General features: G+C 69.4%; 15 protein-coding genes and 3 pseudogenes. 8 read left to right on the top strand and 10 right to left on the bottom strand.

The genetic code is table 11. From position 1 onward, the window contains the following. The first annotated feature begins 100 nt into the window (after positions 1-100). The 4 genes and pseudogenes from IEJ02_RS26875 to IEJ02_RS26860 all read left to right on the top strand — a co-directional run. Positions 101-1,507, top strand: a complete 1,407-nt coding sequence (locus IEJ02_RS26875) for a M20 family metallopeptidase (RefSeq protein WP_317985928.1) — start codon at positions 101-103, stop codon at positions 1,505-1,507. Further along, positions 1,504-2,784 (top strand): MFS transporter, encoded by a 1,281-nt coding sequence (locus IEJ02_RS26870; RefSeq protein WP_191067214.1) that lies wholly within the window; start codon positions 1,504-1,506, stop codon positions 2,782-2,784. Before IEJ02_RS26875 ends, IEJ02_RS26870 begins: the two co-directional genes overlap by 4 nt. Before the next feature lie 13 nt (positions 2,785-2,797). Then, the gene (locus IEJ02_RS26865) at positions 2,798-3,808 is read left to right on the top strand and encodes a 1-aminocyclopropane-1-carboxylate deaminase (protein WP_037963738.1); all 1,011 of its coding nucleotides are present in this window, start codon (positions 2,798-2,800) and stop codon (positions 3,806-3,808) included. Between the two features lie 465 nt (positions 3,809-4,273). Then, positions 4,274-4,585, top strand: a pseudogene (locus IEJ02_RS26860) (transposase); the annotation flags it as partial. 284 nt (positions 4,586-4,869) lie between these two features. On the opposite strand, the gene IEJ02_RS51430 reads toward IEJ02_RS26860, so the two are convergent. The 3 genes from IEJ02_RS51430 to IEJ02_RS26850 all read right to left on the bottom strand — a co-directional run bounded on the left by IEJ02_RS51430 (position 4,870) and on the right by IEJ02_RS26850 (position 6,719). Then, on the bottom strand, positions 4,870-5,427 hold the full coding sequence (locus tag IEJ02_RS51430; protein ID WP_498067111.1) for an alpha/beta hydrolase: 558 nt from the start codon (positions 5,425-5,427) through the stop codon (positions 4,870-4,872). A 42-nt stretch (positions 5,428-5,469) separates the two neighbouring features. Next, positions 5,470-5,709, bottom strand: a complete 240-nt coding sequence (locus IEJ02_RS48870) for a hypothetical protein (protein ID WP_223864467.1) — start codon at positions 5,707-5,709, stop codon at positions 5,470-5,472. A gap of 80 nt (positions 5,710-5,789) precedes the next feature. Then, positions 5,790-6,719 (bottom strand): alpha/beta hydrolase family protein, encoded by a 930-nt coding sequence (locus IEJ02_RS26850; protein ID WP_191067212.1) that lies wholly within the window; start codon positions 6,717-6,719, stop codon positions 5,790-5,792. Between the two features lie 130 nt (positions 6,720-6,849). Between IEJ02_RS26850 and IEJ02_RS26845 the strand changes: the two genes are divergently transcribed. The 3 genes and pseudogenes from IEJ02_RS26845 to IEJ02_RS26835 all read left to right on the top strand — a co-directional run bounded on the left by IEJ02_RS26845 (position 6,850) and on the right by IEJ02_RS26835 (position 11,054). Further along, positions 6,850-7,476, top strand: coding sequence for a TetR/AcrR family transcriptional regulator (locus IEJ02_RS26845; RefSeq protein ID WP_191067211.1), 627 nt, complete (start codon positions 6,850-6,852; stop codon positions 7,474-7,476). Positions 7,477-7,704: 228 nt separating this feature from the next. After that, positions 7,705-8,235: pseudogene (locus IEJ02_RS51130) on the top strand (hypothetical protein); the annotation flags it as partial. Positions 8,236-8,534: 299 nt separating this feature from the next. Further along, complete coding sequence (locus tag IEJ02_RS26835; RefSeq protein ID WP_191067210.1) at positions 8,535-11,054, top strand: tetratricopeptide repeat protein; 2,520 nt, start codon at positions 8,535-8,537, stop codon at positions 11,052-11,054. On the opposite strand, the gene IEJ02_RS26830 is transcribed toward IEJ02_RS26835, so the two are convergent. The 4 genes and pseudogenes from IEJ02_RS26830 to IEJ02_RS26815 form a co-directional block, all read right to left on the bottom strand. Then, positions 11,051-11,557 (bottom strand): beta/gamma crystallin family protein, encoded by a 507-nt coding sequence (locus IEJ02_RS26830; protein ID WP_191067209.1) that lies wholly within the window; start codon positions 11,555-11,557, stop codon positions 11,051-11,053. The genes IEJ02_RS26835 and IEJ02_RS26830 overlap by 4 nt on opposite strands. A gap of 286 nt (positions 11,558-11,843) precedes the next feature. Continuing rightward, positions 11,844-12,431, bottom strand: a pseudogene (locus tag IEJ02_RS26825) (hypothetical protein); the annotation flags it as partial. A gap of 217 nt (positions 12,432-12,648) precedes the next feature. Beyond that, positions 12,649-13,068, bottom strand: a complete 420-nt coding sequence (locus IEJ02_RS26820) for a PIN domain nuclease (protein ID WP_191067208.1) — start codon at positions 13,066-13,068, stop codon at positions 12,649-12,651. Further along, complete coding sequence (locus IEJ02_RS26815) at positions 13,065-13,277, bottom strand: type II toxin-antitoxin system VapB family antitoxin (protein ID WP_191067207.1); 213 nt, start codon at positions 13,275-13,277, stop codon at positions 13,065-13,067. The genes IEJ02_RS26820 and IEJ02_RS26815 overlap by 4 nt, the downstream gene beginning before the upstream one ends. 747 nt (positions 13,278-14,024) lie before the next feature. Here IEJ02_RS26815 and IEJ02_RS26810 point away from each other — a divergent pair. After that, positions 14,025-14,444, top strand: coding sequence for a tyrosine-type recombinase/integrase (locus IEJ02_RS26810; protein WP_369075656.1), 420 nt, complete (start codon positions 14,025-14,027; stop codon positions 14,442-14,444). Between the two features lie 642 nt (positions 14,445-15,086). On the opposite strand, the gene IEJ02_RS26805 is transcribed toward IEJ02_RS26810, so the two are convergent. From IEJ02_RS26805 to IEJ02_RS26795, 3 genes are all read right to left on the bottom strand, one after another. Continuing rightward, positions 15,087-15,413, bottom strand: coding sequence for a hypothetical protein (locus tag IEJ02_RS26805; protein ID WP_223864465.1), 327 nt, complete (start codon positions 15,411-15,413; stop codon positions 15,087-15,089). Positions 15,414-15,586: 173 nt separating this feature from the next. Beyond that, complete coding sequence (locus tag IEJ02_RS26800; protein ID WP_275562600.1) at positions 15,587-15,928, bottom strand: UbiX family flavin prenyltransferase; 342 nt, start codon at positions 15,926-15,928, stop codon at positions 15,587-15,589. Positions 15,929-16,422: 494 nt separating this feature from the next. Further along, the gene (locus IEJ02_RS26795) at positions 16,423-17,490 is read right to left on the bottom strand and encodes a DUF2855 family protein (RefSeq protein WP_191067206.1); all 1,068 of its coding nucleotides are present in this window, start codon (positions 17,488-17,490) and stop codon (positions 16,423-16,425) included. Positions 17,491-17,498: the final 8 nt, after the last annotated feature.

Below are 17,498 nucleotides of genomic sequence, written 5' to 3'. Positions count from 1 at the left end.
CACCTTTCGAAAACGTGCAATTGCTCCCTCTATCGCCGCCCTCTCGTCGCTCCGTAAACTCTGCGCACCGGCCGGATGCATTGTAAATTGCACGTTTCCGATGTTAAGGGTAATGATGACCCGTGCTGTCGTGATCGATCGTGCCACCGAATACTACGATTCCGGAGAATTCCTCGCCGACCTCGGCCGCCGGGTCGCGTTCGCGACCGAAAGCCGGGACCGGGCGCGGGCGCGGGACTTGCGTTCCTACCTCACCGACGAGCTGGCCCCGGCGCTCACCGGACGACTGGGCTGCGAGGCGCGCGTCGTCGACAACCCCGCCGGTGACCACCCGCTGCTCGTGGCGACCCGGCACGAGGACGATGCGCTGCCCACGGTGCTGGTCTACGGCCACGGCGACGTCGTGCCCGGCGAGCCGGAGCGGTGGCGGACCGGCCTCGATCCGTGGCAGGTCGTGGTCGAGGGCGACCGCTGGTACGGCCGCGGCACCGCCGACAACAAGGGCCAGCACACCATCAACTTCGCGGCACTCGAGCAGGTGCTCCGCGTGCGCGGCCGGCTCGGCTTCAACCTCAAGGTGCTGGTCGAGACCGGGGAGGAGTCCGGCTCGCCGGGCCTGCGCGCGGTCTGCGCCCAGTTGCGGGACGAGCTCGCCGCCGACGTGCTGATCGCGTCCGACGGGCCGCGCGTGGCCGCGGAGCGTCCGACGCTGTTCCTCGGTTCACGCGGCTCCACCCCGTTCACACTGCGGGTCGACCTGCGCGAGGCCTCGTACCACTCCGGCAACTGGGGCGGTCTGCTGCGCAATCCGGCGACCGTGCTGGCGGGCGCGCTCGCCACCCTCGTCGACGGGCGGGGCCGCATCCTCGTGCCCGGTCTGCGGCCGCGGGAGATCCCCGGGAACGTCCGGGAAGCCCTGCGCGACATCGCGGTCGGCAGCGGACCGGACGATCCGCCCGTCGACGAGGGCTGGGGCGAACCCGGTCTCACCCCGGCCGAGCGCCTCGTCGGCTGGAACAGCGTCGAGGTGCTGTCGCTCGCCGCCGGCAACCCGGACAACCCGGTCAATGCCATTCCCGGCAGCGCACACGCGCACTGCCAGCTCCGGTCCGTGGTCGGCACCGAAGTCGACAAGCTCGGCGTCATCCTCCGCAAGCACCTGGACGAGCAGGGATTTCCCATGGTCGACGTCGAGGTCGGCCCGACCATGCCGCCGACCCGGACGGATCCGGACGACCCCTGGGTGCGCTGGGCACTCGGCTCGATCAGCCGGACCACCGGCACGGAACCCGCGCTGCTGCCGAACCTCGGCGGCAGCCTTCCCAACGACGCGTTCGCCAACGAGCTCGGGTTGTGCACACTCTGGATCCCGCACTCCTACCCCGCCTGCGCCCAGCACGCCCCGGACGAGCACCTGTTGGCCCCCGTGGCGCGGGAGAGCCTGCGCATCATGGCCGGCGTGTTCTGGGACCTCGGCGAGGACTCTCCCGTGAGGAGTCACCCATGACCGCACCCACACAGACAGTCGCCCCCGAAGCACCGGTGAAGGTGCACCGCGTCATCATCGCCGCGTCCATCGGGAACGCGCTGGAATGGTTCGACATCCTCGTCTACGGCTTCTTCGCCGCGACGATCTCGAAACAGTTCTTCCCCACCGCCGACGAGACCGTGTCGCTGCTGCTGACGCTCGGCACGTTCGCGGTGGCCTATGTGGTCCGTCCGCTGGGGGCACTCGTGCTCGGCGGGTATGCCGACCGTGCCGGGCGCAAGCGTGCGCTCATGGTGTCGATCCGGCTCATGATGGTCGCGACGCTGCTCATCGCGATCATGCCGCCGTACGCGAAGATCGGGCTCGTCGCGCCGATCGCGATCCTGCTCGCCCGGCTAGTCCAGGGCTTCTCCGCGGGCGGGGAGTTCGGCAGCGCCACCGCGTTCCTCGTCGAGCACATGCCCGAGAAGCGCGGCTTCATGGCCAGCTGGCAGTTCGCGAGCCAGGGCTTCGCGACGCTGCTCGCGTCGGCGTTCGGCACGGTGCTCACGGCCACGCTGTCCGACGCGCAGCTGGAGTCGTGGGGGTGGCGCATCCCCTTCTTCTTCGGTCTGCTGATCGGCCCGGTCGGCTACTACATCCGGCGTTACGTCGGCGAGGCCGGTGAGTTCGTCGAGACCGCGGACCAGGAGCGCGCGCCGGTGAAGGAGACGTTCCGTACTCAGAAGGACCGCATGTTCGTGGCCATGGGCGCGCTCGCCGTGTCCACCGCGATCAGCTACTTCATCACCTACATGCCCACCTTCGCGGTGAAGGAGCTGGACCTGCCGGCGTCGACCGGATTCGCGTCCACCCTGGTCACCGGGATCGTGCTGACCGGCCTGACGCCCGTGGTGGGTCACCTGTCGGACCGGTTCGGCCGCACCCGTACCATGCTGATCTTCGCGACGCTGATCCTCGCGCTGGTGTACCCGAGCCTCGCGTTCCTGGTCGCCGCCCCGGGCTTCGGGGTGATACTCGGCGTGATGTTCCTGATCGGCGTGTTGAAGGCCGGTTACTTCGCGCCACTGCCCGCGATGATGGCGGAGCTGTTCCCGGTTACCAACCGGGCCACCGGCCTGGCGGTGAGCTACAACATCGCCGTGATGCTGTTCGGCGGCACGACGCCGCTGATCATCGTCTGGCTCGTCGACGTGACCGGCAGCAAGCTCGCGCCGACCTTCTACCTGATGTTCCTGGCCGTACTCAGCCTGTCCTGCGTGGCGTTCGCGCGGCGCAGGCTCGACATCCACTGATCGGAGAGATCCCTTGTCCCTCAACGACTTCGACCGCTACCCGCTGCTGTTCGGCCCGTCGCCGGTGCACCGCCTGGAGCGCCTGACCACGCACCTGGGCGGCGCGGAGATCTGGGCCAAGCGCGAGGACTGCAACTCCGGCATCGCCTACGGCGGCAACAAGACCCGCAAGCTGGAATACCTCGTGGCCGATGCCCTGGCGCAGGGCTGCGACACGCTCGTGTCGATCGGCGGCGTGCAGTCCAACCACACCCGCCAGGTCGCGGCGGTCGCGGCCCGGGCGGGGCTCAAGTGCGTGCTGATCCAGGAGAGCTGGGTCGACTGGCCGGACGCGGTGTACGACAAGGTCGGCAACATCCTGCTGTCCCGGCTCGCCGGAGCGGACGTGCGGCTGGTGAAGGCCGGGTTCGGCATCGGGTTCAAGGAGAGCTGGGAGCAGGCGATCGCGGAGATCGAGGCGGCGGGCGGCAAGCCGTACGCGATCCCCGCCGGCGCCTCGGACCACCGGCTCGGCGGGCTGGGCTTCGCGAACTGGGCGTTCGAGGTGGCGGAGCAGGAAAAGCAGCTCGGGGTCTTCTTCGACACCATCGTGGTGTGCGCGGTCACCGGCAGCACCCAGGCCGGCATGATCGCCGGATTCGCCGCGCTGGGCGGGCGGCCGCGGCGGATCCTCGGCATCGACGCCTCGGCCAAGCCGAAGGAGACCTGGGACCAGGTGGCGCGGATCGCGCGCGGGACCGCGTCGCTCATCGGCCTGGACCGGGAGCTCACGCACGACGAGATCCTGCTCGACGAGCGCTACCACGCGGGCACCTACGGCATCCCGGACGAGTCCACCATGGACGCGATGCGGCTGGCCGCGCGGACCGAGGGCATGGTCACCGACCCGGTGTACGAGGGCAAGTCCATGGCGGCCCTCATCGACCTCGTCGCCCGGGGCGAGATCGCCAAGGACGCCAAGGTGCTCTACGCCCACCTCGGCGGGCAGCCGGCGCTGAACGGCTACAGCGCCCTGTTCGGGTAGAACCGGCGGCGCCGGGGCGGGCACCCCGCGCCCGGGCCGCCCGCCCTCGATCACGCGCTTCAGTCGGTGATATACCACTTGCCCTTGATGTACTGCTCGTACCGCCGGATCGCCCCCTCCTTCGGCCCGGGCGCGGTCTGGCCCACGTGTTCCTGCGAACCCCACCACCCGGCGTACCCCCACCAGGGCTCGCGGTCGGTGGGGCGGGCACGGTTCCACGTGTGCCACTAGACCGGCGCGTCGGAGCCTTCCCCCCTCCGCACCTCCTTCGGCGGGTCGAGGTAGAACCCGGCACCGACATCGGTCGTGGCGTGCTCCTGCCCTCCGTGTCCGGGGCAGGACACCGGCTTTGAGAGTGCGGGATGTGGCGTTCTACCGGTCTTGTCATCGCTCGATGGTGTGACGTTGGGGCATCGTCGCCGGTCAAGCGTTTCGGGGTTCGCTTGAGTTGTGGCATGAGCATGCATCAAGCCGTACCCGAGCGATCTCACCAACGAGCAGTGGGAGCTCCTCGACCCCGTGATCACGGCATGGAAGGCCCGGCATCCGTTCCATGACCTGCTGCGCTGGCAGCTGCGGGAGAAGCGGAAGCGATTAGCCGACCCGAGCCTGGTGGTCCTGGACACGCAGAGCATCCACGCCTCCGTCGGAGTCCCGGCCACGACGACGGGCCGGGACGCCGCGAAGAAGGTGCCGGGCAGGAAGAGATGCCTGGCCGTGGACGTGTTGGGCCTCGTCATCGACTGCGTCGTCCTGCCCGCCTCGGCGCACGAGAACACCTGAAGGGTGTCTTTATTGGCGTACGGTGGTTGACTTGGGGCTTTGCGATCGGCCAAGTATGGGCATGATCGGTGATCGTGGGCCTGCGACTGCTCTACTTGATCTTCTGCCGACTCTTGGGCTGCCTCCTCTTGCTGGGCCGTTCGACCGCCGCGAACAACGCCGAGATCCTCGCGCCTCGCCATGAGGTCGCCGTGCTTCGTCGGCAGATCGAGCGCCCGCGGCTGTCATGGGCTGATCGTGCCGTGCTCTCCGCTCTCGCCCGCCAGCTGCCACCCGTCTTACGCCGTCATCGGCTGGTCACCCCGGGGACGCTGCTGGCCTGGCACCGCCGTCTGGTGTGCTGGAAGTGGCGTCAGACAGCGGTCGGACCGGGTCGGCCACCGCTGGCAGAAGAGATTGCGGCGCTCATCCAGCGCCTGGCGCGAGAGAACCCGATCCGGTCGCGTTGCTGGTGGCGTCCCAGACCCCCTCGCCCTCGAGTTCCCGGCTGCTGGGAGTGAGGAAGCGGTCGTCGAGCACGGGCACATGAGTACCTGCCCCAGCAGCCGGGGCCGCCACGGTCGCGTGCCAGCAGGGCCACGCCGGCCGCGAGCCCGTTGCCGGCGCTCGCCCCGGCGACGACGATGCGCTCCGGCGACGACGATGCGCTCCGGGTCGCCGCCGATCTCGGCGGCATGCTCGTGAATCCACAGGAGCCCCGGGTAGCAGTCCCCGACCGGGCCTGGGTCGGGGTGTTCCGGTGCCAGGCGGTAGTTCACCGACACCACCACCGCCCCGGTGTCGACGGCCCAGTCCAGCACGCCCGCCACCCCGGTACGGTGATCACCGATGATCATGCCGCCACCGTGCATGTAAGAGAAGACGGGCGCGCCTGGCGCCTAGCCCACCGGCTTGAGGACGAGCAGCGAGATGTCGGGAGCACCCGGTGGGCCGGGTACGGACAGGTTCTGCAAGTGGACGGTTCCGTTGCGCGTGAGGGCCTCGTCCGGGACCGCGAACATGGGGTTGGCCCGCAGGTCCTCGATGTCCTCGGCGGTGATGGTCGGTGACAGGTGGTCGTGGACGACCGCCAGCACTGCGGCGAGCTCCGGGTCGAGCGGTGGGTGCGTCCTCGGCATCGGCGGTTCCTCGGTCTCAGGGGGAGCGATCTTGGCCATCGCGGCCGGACCGGGTCGGCGGGCCGGGGCGAGGTGACCGGTCACTTCGAGTCGATCTTCCCCAGCGGTTCGCCGGCCTCGGCCAGTGACCGTCGGGCGGTGGGCCAGGCGTCGTCGTCGAGGCCGAGCGCGGTGCGCAGGTACGCGAGGGTCGTCTGCTGGACGACCGCGACACGCTCGGGGCTTTCGTCGGTGGTCCGCGTGTCGTGGGATCCCTGGATGCCGCCGAGTCCGTGTTCCGCGCCGAACAGGGTCAGCAGATTGGTGACACCCGGGCCCAGACGGTAGCCGTCGGTGAACCAGTCCGGACCACGCACCGTCAGCGGGGACTGGTCCGCGTCGCCCGCGACCACGAGGCTCGGAGTCTTCAGCTCGGCGAAATCAGGGCTCATGAACGGGAAGTACTGGACGGCCAGCGGGCTCAGGTCGGCGCCGCCGGTACCGGGCAGGCACAGCAGCACCGCCGCCCTCACCCGCGAATCGGCCATGCTCTCACCGGGCGTGCCGTCAGCGTCGACCACCCGTGCGCCCGCAAGGGTGCTGGCGGTCTGTGCACCCCAGGAGTGTCCGGCGACCGCGATGCGGTCCGGGTCGATACGGCCGGCCAGTCCGGGTACGCCGGCTTCGACGGCGTCGAGCTGGTCCAGGATGCCGGTCAGATCGTCGGTGCGGATGCGCCAGATGAGCGGGGCGCGGGGGTCGTCGGGGGGCAGGCCCAGCGAGTCGAGGTGAGTGGGCTGGATGACGACGAACCCATGGGCGGCCCAGAAGTCGACCAGCGGTGCGTAGTCGTCCATGCCCAGGGTCATGCCGTGCGAGAAGATCACGACGGGCAGGTGGTGACCGGTTGTCGGCGCGGTGACCCGTACCCGCAGGTCCTCGCCACGGTCCGGGGCGGACAGCGTGATCGGCCGGACGGAGACGACCGGGACGGTGGAATCGCTGCCGCCGGCAGGTGTGGTGCTGGTCATGGGATGGCGCCTTTCAGGGGACATCGAGTGGCTCGAAGCGCGCGACATCTGCGAAGATGACAAATATGGAGCGCTGCTCCGATTCACAGTACGGAGCGTTGCTCCGTTTTACAAGCGGAGGCCCTCCCCGATGCCCACACCCCCGACCGACCCGTCCCCCGCCGGCCGCAAGCGAGCCGACGTCCGCCGCAACGAACAGGCCCTGCTGGACGCCGCGGCCGCCGTGTTCGTACGCGCCGGCGTCCACGCCCCCGTGCGGGAGATCGCCGCCGAGTCAGGACTCGGCATGGGCACCATCTACCGCCACTTCCCCACCCGGGCGGATCTGGTGGTCGCCGTCTTCAAACACCAGGTCGACGCCCTCGACACCACACCCACGGACCCCGCCACCGACTCGCCGTACCAGGCCCTGCGCACGTGGGTGCATCGATTCGCCGACTTCCTGGTCACCAAGCACGGCCTCGCCGAAGCCATGCGCTCCGACCAGGCCGGCTTCGAGACCCTGCACAACGAGTTCGTCGAACGCCTCCTGCCCGTCCTCGACCGGCTGCTGACGGCATCCGCCGCGGCGGGCTCGACACGCCCCGACGTCCGCGCGTACGACCTCATGCTCGCCATCGGCAACCTGTGCATCGGAGTCGAAGCGTTCCCCGACTACCACGCCCGCCAGATGATCGACCTACTGCTCGCCGGCCTCACCCGCACCGACCCGACCACGCAAGAACACGAAGAACACGAAGAACACGAAGAACGCTGAGCACACCCGCTCCGTTTTCACTCCCAGCACAAGCAGCTCGCCGTGCAGGCGTCGGTATCCCCAGCTGGGGTTCTCCTTTGCCAGGCGCAGTACCAGGGTGCGGATGGCGCGCACGGTGCGTGGCCGTCCCGGGCGTTCGGGTCGGCAGGAGGCGGCGTGGCGGCGCGCGATGAGGGTGCGGTGCCAACGCAGCACCGTGTCGTGGGCGGACGAGCAGCCGTAATCTTCAGGGTCAGCAACACCTACGAGTGGGGCACCCAGCGTCTGGCCACTGCCCGTGTGGACCGGCAGGACGTCGCGGGCGTCGCACGTACCGCTATGACGAGTCGGGCAACGTGCTGTCAGTGTCGGACTTCTCCCGCTCCGGCACGGACAACCAGTGCTTCACCTACGACTACCTGCGGCGCCTGACCGAGGCATGGACCCAGGACCAGAAAAGCTGCGCCACCACCCGCACGCTCGGCGGTGACACCCAGACCCTGTGCTGGGACGCCGAAGGTCGAGGAAGACGACGGCACCGTGTCCTTCACGATGGCCGACCACCACGGGACCGCCCAACTCGCCATCGATGCCACGACCCAGAAGCTCACACAGCGCCGCACTCTGCCCTTCGGCGGCGTGCGCGGCCAGCAGCCCACCACCTGGCCCGGCACCAAAGGCTTCGTAGGCGGCACCGACGACACCAAAACCACCGGCCTCACCCACCTCGGGGCCCGCGAATACGTGCGTTGGTTGGGCCGACGCGGCGCTGTACCGCCGGGATGCTGGTGAGGGTCCCGTCGATCTTCGCCTTCGTGATCGGGGTGGTCGGATGGTCGGCGAAGTACTGCTGGACTCCGTCGAACGAGGTGGTGCCGCCCAGGTCCGTGATCCGGCGCAGCACCGCGCGGGCCCCGGGTATCGGGGAGGCGATCACCCGGAAGAGCGCCTGCTCACTCCAGCCGTCCCCGATGTCATCGTCGCCCAGGTGTTGCGGGCCGGGAGTTCCCCTTCAGCAGTTCGGGATCCGCCGTCTAAGCTCTTCACGGCAGAGTCCCGCTCTCGACCCGAGGATCTTCTTGCCCACCCCTCACTCACCTCAGGACAATCCGTTCTCCGTGGCCCTGCGCCGGATCGCGGCGCGGGCCGCCGCTCCCGAGAGAGGACTGTCGGTCCGCCAGCTCGAGGCGGTCTCCGGACTCGGCCGGTCCACGATCAACGACTGGCTGACCGGGAGGAGCCTGCCGCGCAACTGGCACGACGGGGCGGCCCCGGTCGTCGAGGCCGTGATCCGCCTCGCCGAGCAGTACGGCAACGCGTTCGCCGACGCCGACGAGGTCCGCGCTCACTGCCGGGCGGCGTACGGCCGGGCGAAGGGCGAGGGACCCCCGGCACCTCGCACGCCCGGCGACGAACCCGCCGTACCACGCTCGGTGGTCGCACCCCCCGTCGGCCGCCTGCCCGTGGTCCATGGACGCGATGAACTTCTGGACGGGCTCGGCGAGCTCGCGTTCGCGGGGCCGGGCGAGGCGGTGGTGGTACTCGCCGGTATGGGAGGCGTCGGGAAGAGCACGGTCGCGCTGGAGCTGTCCCGCCGAGCCACCGAACACGGCCTCCGGGTGTGGTGGGTGGACGCCGCGACCCAGTCCGCCCTCCACAGCGGGATGATCTCGGTGGCCGCCGAACTCGGCGCGAGCGAACGGGAACAGCGCGGCGCCGCGGCTTCGGCGGCAGCCGCCCTGGAGCTCGTCTGGGGCCAGCTGCACGCCGCCACCAGGAAGTGGCTGCTCATCCTCGACAACGCGGACGATCCCGCGGTCCTGGCGCCGGCTGGCGACCTCACCGGCGGCACCGGCTGGGTGCGCCCGAGCGGCGCGGGCGTCACCGTGGTGACCAGCCGGATCATCGACTGGGCCAGGTGGGGGAACCACGCACACCTGCGGATACTCGACCCGCTTCCCGCCGCAGCCGGTGCCACGTTGCTGCTGGACCGCATGGGCCTACCGGGCGGCGGCGCCGAGCGGGCTCCGGCAGAGGACCTCTCCCGTGAGCTCGGCGGGCTTCCGCTCGCCCTGCACCTCGCCGGCAGCTACCTCGGCTCCGGCCTTGCGACGTTCGACCTTCCCGGCCTCGCGCGGCGCGTCTCCGCGGACGGCGGTCTCGACGTGCTCAGTCTCGGCGCCACACGCCACGGTGGGAGCGTACGGTCCGACATCACCCGGACCTGGGGCCTGTCTCTGCGTACGCTCGCGGACCAGGGCGTGCCGCAGGCCAGGGGAATCCTCGAGGTGCTGGCCCAATACGCCCCGAACAACCCCATCCGTACCGCCTGGCTGAACCCTCGGGTGCTGGCGGAGCACAAGCTGATCACGGGGCCCCCGGAGACCGCCCTGTTCGCAGGGCTCGACGGCCTCGCGGCGTTCGGCCTGATCATGATCGACGGCGCGGACGCCGGCGGCGACTCGGCCATCTTGCTGCACCCGCTCGTGGCGGAGGCGGCACGGGCCGACACGCAGGACAAACGGCGCGCCCAACGCGCGGCGGCGGCGCTCCTCGAGGCGGTGACCGCCGCGTACCCCGAGCGGGACTGGCACGCCTGGCCGACCTGGCTGGCGATCACCCCGCACCTTCGGCAACTGCTGCGTACCTCGTCGTACGCCATCACCGAGATCTGCGCCCTCGCGAACCGTATGGTCGACGAGCTCTCGGTCGCCAACACCGCGGACACGGCCGAGGACCTCATCGATGCCGTTCTCGCTCAGCGGTCGACGCTGGGCGAGGACCACCCGGAACTGCTGTCGGCCCGCGCGAACCGCGGGTATCTGCTGTGGCGCGGTGGCCGGGTGCGCGAGGCCGAGCGGCTGTTCGCCGAGCTCGCCGCCGCGCGGCGGCGCGTGCTGGGCCCCGAACACCCCGACACGCTGGTGGCCCTGAGCGATCAGGGTCTGATGGCGCTCGACTGCGGCCGTCCCGAGGAGTCGGCGCGGCTGCTCGGTGAGGTTCTCGCGGTGATGGAGCGGGTGCGTGAGCCCGAGCATCCGAGCACGCTGATCACCAAGCACAACCTGGCCAGTGCCCATCGGTGGTCGGGGTCGCTGGAGGAAGCCTGCCGGCTGGAGCGGGAGGTGCTGGAGACCCGCCGCCGTACGGACGGGCTCGAGCACATCGACACCCTTCAGTCCCAGCTCGCGCTCGGGCAGTTGCTCGCACTCGCGGGAGAGACGGACGAGGCCGAGACGCTCGCCACCGAGGCGCTGGCCGCCGTCGAACGGAACCTCGGTGAGGGCCACGCCGTACTGCTCAACAGCCGCGCCAAATGCGGGAGCATCCTGCTCCGCTGCGGCAGGACCGAACCGGCCTTGGACCACCTCGAAGCGGCCTTTGCCGGCCTCGTGAAGTCGCTGGGCCCCGAGCGTCCGCACACGCTGTTCGCGCGGCAATGGCTCGGCGCCGCGCTGGCGGCGGCGGGGCGGCCGGGCGAGGGCCGGCGTCACCTCGACGCCGCGCTCCTCGCCCGGGAGACCGTCCTCGGTCCCGATCATTTCCACACCCGGGAGATCCGCTCCCTCCTGAGCGGCCTTCCCGGGCCTGCCGGCTAGTAGGTGTTCCAGACCGCGATCGAGCTGACGCGATCGTTGAGGTCGCCGAGGTCGGACCGGTAGCCGTCGACCCGTGTCACCAGGCCGCCCCAGTTGGCGTGTTCGTGGAGGTTGGCCGTGTCGCAGGCCCCGTGCAGCCGGATCGACCGCGCGAAGTCGTTGTACGACCAGCCCAGCGTGGGGTACCGGTAGCCGGAGCCGTCGCAGTCACCCTCGTTGCCGTAGATGGTGTACGAGCTGCCACGGAAGTCGCTGTCGTCGTACAGGGTGAACAACGCTGCAGGGGCGAGCGCGGTGCCGGACCCCTTGACGTTGAGGGCCTCCGCGCTGCCGGCACACTGCTTCGAGACGACCTTCGACTCCGCCTGCCCCGGCTCGACCTTCTTGATGACGACGGCGCAGTGCTCCGGGCCGCTCACGGCACTGGCGGACGGTGCGGTGTACACGCCGCCGGCGATGAGCGCTCCCGCCAGCGCAGCGCCCCACATTGGCTTCTTCGACATGGTCGTTCTCCCTCGTTCATGGTCCGGCAGTTGCTGGATTGCAGGAGAGAATGCCGTCCACCGGCGTACCCGAGAAGGGCTTCCGGACGGCGCCGGACATAGCCGGACGGCCCTGCCCACGGGATACGGGATGAACCCCCGGACGCGCCACCGAGACCTGCGCCCCGCAGCCGGACCCGATCGATACTGAGAGCTGACGAGACGATCCCCAGGGCGACACGTGCCGCGCGACCTGGGCACTGGGTCTTGCCGTACGACGGCGTGACGGTCGGTGGCTCTGGTTCCGGTTGCGCCCGAGCTGCACGATCCAGTCCGCGGTGGGGTGTGCGGTGGCGCCGAGGATCCGGATGCGCCTGGTGGCATGCTCGGTGGTGCTCTGCCGTTCGGGTGCGGGTGGGATGCCGTGCTGGCGGAGGATTTCCCAGACGGTGGAGGCGGCGATCTTGATACCCAGGGCTGCGAGTTCGTCGTGGATCCGGCGATGGCCCCACGAGGCGTTCTCACTGGCCAGGCGCAGGACCAGGGCGCGGCACCCGCGGAGTTCGCCGTGGATGCGTCGGTAGCCCCAGCTGGAATTTTCTCGTGCCAGACGTAATACGAGGGCGCGGATGGATCGTACGGTGCGGGGTCTTCCCGGTCGTTTGGGGCGGGATGCCTTGGCGTGGCGGCGGCGCAGCAGGTCACGGTGCCAGCGCAGCACCGTGTCAGGTGTGACGAGCAGCACCGTGTCAGGTGTGACGAGCAGCACCGTGTCAGGTTTGACGATCAGTGGTAGTTGGCAAAGACGTACCCGGGGGAGGCGATGTAGGAAGGCGGCCAGCAGTGCACGGTCTGGCCAGGTCACCTTCGGTTTGTCGGTCTGTCGCTGCAGCATGGCGAGTTGGTGGCGTAGCGCCAGAATCCCGGCCTCTTTGTCGTGCCGCGTTGGCGCACGTGTCCCGGGCTGGGACGCGGTGGGTGAGGTGAGGGCCGAAGTGGGGGAGCGGGGGCCTTGAGTGAGCCGCGGTGCTGGTCGTAACTCCGCGCCCTTGACGGTCTGTCGGCGCAGAAGCACAGCCGGGATCGACAGGAGCTTCCGCGTACCCGACAAGTCAGTGGTCCGCTGTGCCCGCCTCCACGACCCACTTCATGGGCTGGCCTGTGATCGAGGCAATCATGTCGTAGTCCTGGTCGTAATGCAGCACCGTTGCCGCATGCCGTTCGGCCGCTGCGGCGATCAACAGGTCCGGCATGGACAGCGCGCGGTGGTTGCCCTTGGCGAGGGCCTGTCGCTGGACGTCTTTGGCACGGTCCCACACCTCGTCGGTCATCGGCAGGTAGTCGAAGCCGACCAGGAACCAATGCAGGCGCTTCGCGTCGTTCTCGTTGCGCGCGGAGTACATCACCTCCATCTCGACCGGTCCGCACACAGCCAGTACGCCACCCTCGTGGAGCGGGTCGAGGGCCTCCGCCACCTTTGGCTTACGCCATCGCTGGAGGGCGGAGTTGTCGATCAGGAAGCGCTCACTCACGCCACGTTCCTGCCGTCGGGCTCTGTCCGGCTGTCGTAGGTCAGGTCCAGGTCACCGGACTTGATCGCGTCGATGCCCTCCTGCCGCAGTCGACGCTTGACGGCCTCTTCCATGGCCATGCGCACGGCCTTGGCCTTCGTTTTCACGCCGTACAGGCGCATGGCCTGCTCTACCATCTCATCGTCGAGATCGATCATGGTGCGCGACATCAAGTTCCTCCTGCCGGGCGCAGTGACACCCGAAATGATAGCGGTATGAGGCGCTGAAGTGGTGTCGTTTTGACGTTGATGGCCGTGCGGGTATCGATGAGGGGGCTGGGGGGGGGGGGCTGTTTCGAGGCTGGTGATATCGAAGTGGGGTCGGTCGCAGTCTTGGGGGCCCGAGTTCCGCAGGCTCGGTGTTCGGGGCGAAGGGGGGCGGGCGATGGCGACGCCGAGCTGGTGAATGGTCGTGCCGTCGGCGTGGAGCGTTGCGTAGCAGGATTGGTGCGCTCGGGAGCCGGTTGCCGGTAGCGGCGTTCTCTTGCCCTGTACGGCGGTGTACGACCTCGAGTCGAGCGCTACGGTGCGGTACGGATCGTCGCGGAGAGTTGTCGCGCGGCTGGGGGTCAAGGGGTCGCAGGTTCACATCCTGTCGTCCCGACGGTGCGGAGGGTCTTCGCAGGTCAATACCTGTGAGGGTCCTCTTTTCGCGTTTCCGTTCCCCGCGTCGAGGTCGGGCACGCCGCTCACCGACACCTTGACTCGGAGGGTTTCTCTCCATGCCGCTTCTGGACCTGGACAAGATCACCGCAGGGCTCCCCAAAACCTGGGAGGGCTTCCTGCGCGACTGGGACCGCTCCCTGCGCGCGGCAACCACCCGGAGACCACCCGCAACTACCTCCTGTCCGCCGCCCAGCTCGCCCGCTACCTGAACCAGCACGCGACACCCGACCTCGAGGCGGAGGACGCCGCCACATCGACCTGGTCACCGACTCGGTGCACTACCACGGCAAGGGCGGCCGCGACCGCCGCGTGCGATTCGGACCGGAGACGGCGCGGGCGGTGAGCCGGTATCTGCGGGCTCGCACCAAGCGCAAGGGCGCAGAGCTGCCGGACCTGTGGCTGGCCGAGCGGGGCGGGAAGCGGCTGGCGCCGAACGCCATCAAGATCATGATCAAGCGGCGCGGCCTGTCCGCCGGGCTAACAGGTGTGCACGCGCACCGATGGCGGCACAACTTCGCCCACGAGTGGAAGCGGGCCGGCGGGGACTCCGGTGACCTGATGCTGCTGATGGGCTGGGTGTCGGAGGACATGCCCCGCCACTACGGCGCCAGCGCCGCCGCCGAGCGCGCCCAGGAGACCCACCAGCGGATGGGGATCGGCGAGAATGTCTGAACCCCCCACCCATACCAGCCCAGGACCTGATGGGACATCGGACAGCGCGACCACGGTGCCCAGCGGCCCATCTCCGCGGAAACACTCCGCAAACGACTGCACGTCGGCGCGGCACGGTCACGCATGCTGGTGACAATGATCCGCTCCGACACCTCCTCCCAGCGCACCGACGAGGTGCAGGGCACCGAGGAAGGACCTGGGCAGCGGGAAGCGTGAACGCCAGCTGGCGATGCCCTGTTCGGGCCGAGAACTGAGGGCGAGCCTCAGTTCTCGGCCTGCTTTGCTGACAAGTGGAGGAGGACGTCGTGGAAGACGGCTGTCTGAACCCTGGCGATCTCCTCGCCGAGCTGACCGGTAGCCAGCGTGACGCTGAACTCCCTCCTGATAGGGCGACTGCGCCCCTCGCCCGGGATCACAGAGGTGATGAAGGGCGCGCCGTCCCCAGCCCGGACGTGGTGATCACACCGCTTATGCGCTGTTCGCGAGGAAGGGTGGAATGGTCCTCCAGACGGTCGGCGAGGCGGGTGATCGTCTGCCAGGTGCGGGACACGGAATCCTAGGAAGTCCCATTGTCCCAGCTCAGAGGGCATCCACGCCTTCATGTCCAAGCCCTGGACCGGCTATTGCCCGCTGCATCGAGGCTTAGGTGCGGAGGGCCCGACGTAGGACGTCTTCCGTGTTCTCGACCGTTGCCAACAAGTCGGCGAGCAGCGGCGGCGGTGGGTGGGGAACGGCGCGCCCCAGTAGACGTTCAGCGCGGTGTCGAAGGGGCTTGGCGAGTTCGAGGTTGTCACTGTGGGTTGTGCTGTGAAGCAGTTGAGTGATGACGGCGAGTTCGGCATACCGGCCCTCAGGGGTGTTGAGCACATCCTCCAGCTCGCGGCGGACGCAGGCGGCGACGGATGGGGTGAGCAGGCTGTGGCTATGGAGCACTGCGGCGTCGTAGCCAGTCGGGGCGAGGCGCAGCATAGGAACAGTTCGGGTGTCTCACGGCCCGACCGCGAAGGCGTCATCGTCGCCCGTAGCCGAAGGTGGTCCGCCGCGGGGCGCTGTCCTGGAGCACTTCCAGCGCCAGGTCGTACACCGCGTCCTCCACACACTCGCCCGAGATGGGGCGGCCGTCGACGGCGGCTGGGCGGGGATCAATGGTTCTCCCCGGCCCGTGATGCGGCCGTCCAGCGGGCGGTGGCCGGATGCGACAGGCCCAAGGCGTCCAGGGCCCGGCCGACGGTCTGCGTGACCATCGCATCGAGCGAGTCCGGCCTGGCGTAGAACGCGGGCACCGGAGGCATGATCGTCGCCCCCGCCTCGGCCGCCTGCCCCATCAGGCGGATGTGCCCGAGGTGCAGGGGCGTCTCCCGCAGCATCAGCAGCAGCGGCCGCCGCTCCTTCAGCGTCACGTCGGCGGCGCGCACCAGCAGGTTGTCGTCGTAGCTGTGCGCGATGCCGGAGAGCGTCTTGACGCTACAGGGCGCGACGAGCATGCCGTCGGTTGGAAGGAGCCGCTGGAGATCGCCGCGCCCATGTCGTGCTCCGCGTACACCTGGTCGGCCAGTTCGCGGACCTCCCGAGCGCTCAGGTCCGTCTCCTGAGCCAGCGTCGCCCGCGCGGCCCGGGTGAGGACGAGATGGGTCTCGACCCCGAGCTGGGAGAGCAGTTCCAGGGACGGGGAAGAGGACGCGTCCATGACACCACCCCCAGCAGGCGGGGGTTGCGGCACGCGCGTCCGGCCGCGAGCGAGCGGGCCATCTTGCCGAAACCGTCTGGTTTGGCGATGTGGCCCGCCAGCCCCGGGAACTCGTGGTCGAGCGCCGTGATGAATCCGACTGACAGACCGCCGCCGCTGCAGTTCACTGCCATCGCGTCCGGTGCGCGGCCGCGGACCAGCCCGAACGCCACCCCCGCCGGAGTGGTGGAAAAGATACTGCCGGTGGCGGGCAGCCGGTCAGGCGCCGGTGCTGTGATCCGCTTCGTCCTCTCAGACCGGGATGATCATCAGGGCTGTCAGTGGATCGGTGACCCCTCGCTGAACGCGCTGCCAGACGCTCCTGGCTTGCTCAAGCCCGATGGTGCGCTCCACAGCGAGATGCTCAACGGCCCAGGCAGCGAGTGATTTGTGGGCGGCCCGCTCGCGTGTGAGCATCTCTTGCTCGCCGATGCGGCTGGCGACCTCGACCCGGCGAAGGCCGACGTTGAACCGCTCGACGGGCGGACCGGGCAGGGCGGCGGGCTCGGGATCCGGGCTCGGCGTGTGTGTGGCCCCGACCCGTAGGTTGCGAACGAGCGCGGAGCCGAGGACCTGGTGTACCTCGGCCGTGACTTCGGCACGGCCGGCTATGTCGACGTAGGCGGTGCCGGCGATGGCGGGGAGCCTCGCGATGTCGTCGTACGACAGGACATCATCGAATGCCCCGGCGCGGGCGGCGACATCGGTGCGGACTGCCGCGGTCAGCCCTATGACCCGCGTGCCCGCCTCCCGCAACACGATGGCGGTGGTCAGTGCGGTGCGGCTCGTGGCGCTGGAGAACACGACCTGCTCGGGACTGTGCTTTTGCAGCTCGTCGGTGAGGTGGGCTGCGGTAGGCGCCACTCCCGACATGACGGCGAGCGCGGCATCGTCAACGGTGTCGTCGATCCGGTCCAGGTCGCGGTAGAACGGGTACATGTCGGCCCGTTCCGGCGCGATGGCACGCAGGCCGGCCGGTCGTGGCTCTGCCTGGACGAGTACGTGGGTCGCCATCGGAAGGAAGCCGGCGAACAGCTCACCGGGTGCTGCCAGCGCCGGGTCTCCGTCGACGACGCGGGCAGCCCCCCACGCGGGCACTCGCCCCCAGCCCGGCTCTCGCGCTGGGAACGGCGCCCAGTATCCGAGCTGCTCGCCGATCCGGGCGTAAGTGACGTTGTTTGAGGTCAACACGAAGCGCTCGATGCGCAGCAGAACGCTTCCCGGTGCCGGATCGGGCAGCAAGTCCGGTGTGACTCGGGTGGTGTGCAGTGGGTCGTCGAGCAGGAACTCAAGAGCACTGAAGGTCGATCGCGGAGTCATTCCTCAAT

It is taken from the genome of Streptomyces sp. 5-10 (assembly GCF_014712245.1).
GTDB lineage: Bacteria > Actinomycetota > Actinomycetes > Streptomycetales > Streptomycetaceae > Streptomyces > Streptomyces violaceusniger.
The sequence above is the reverse complement of the archived record's forward strand: the minus strand, read 5'-3'. Positions and strand labels throughout refer to the sequence as shown.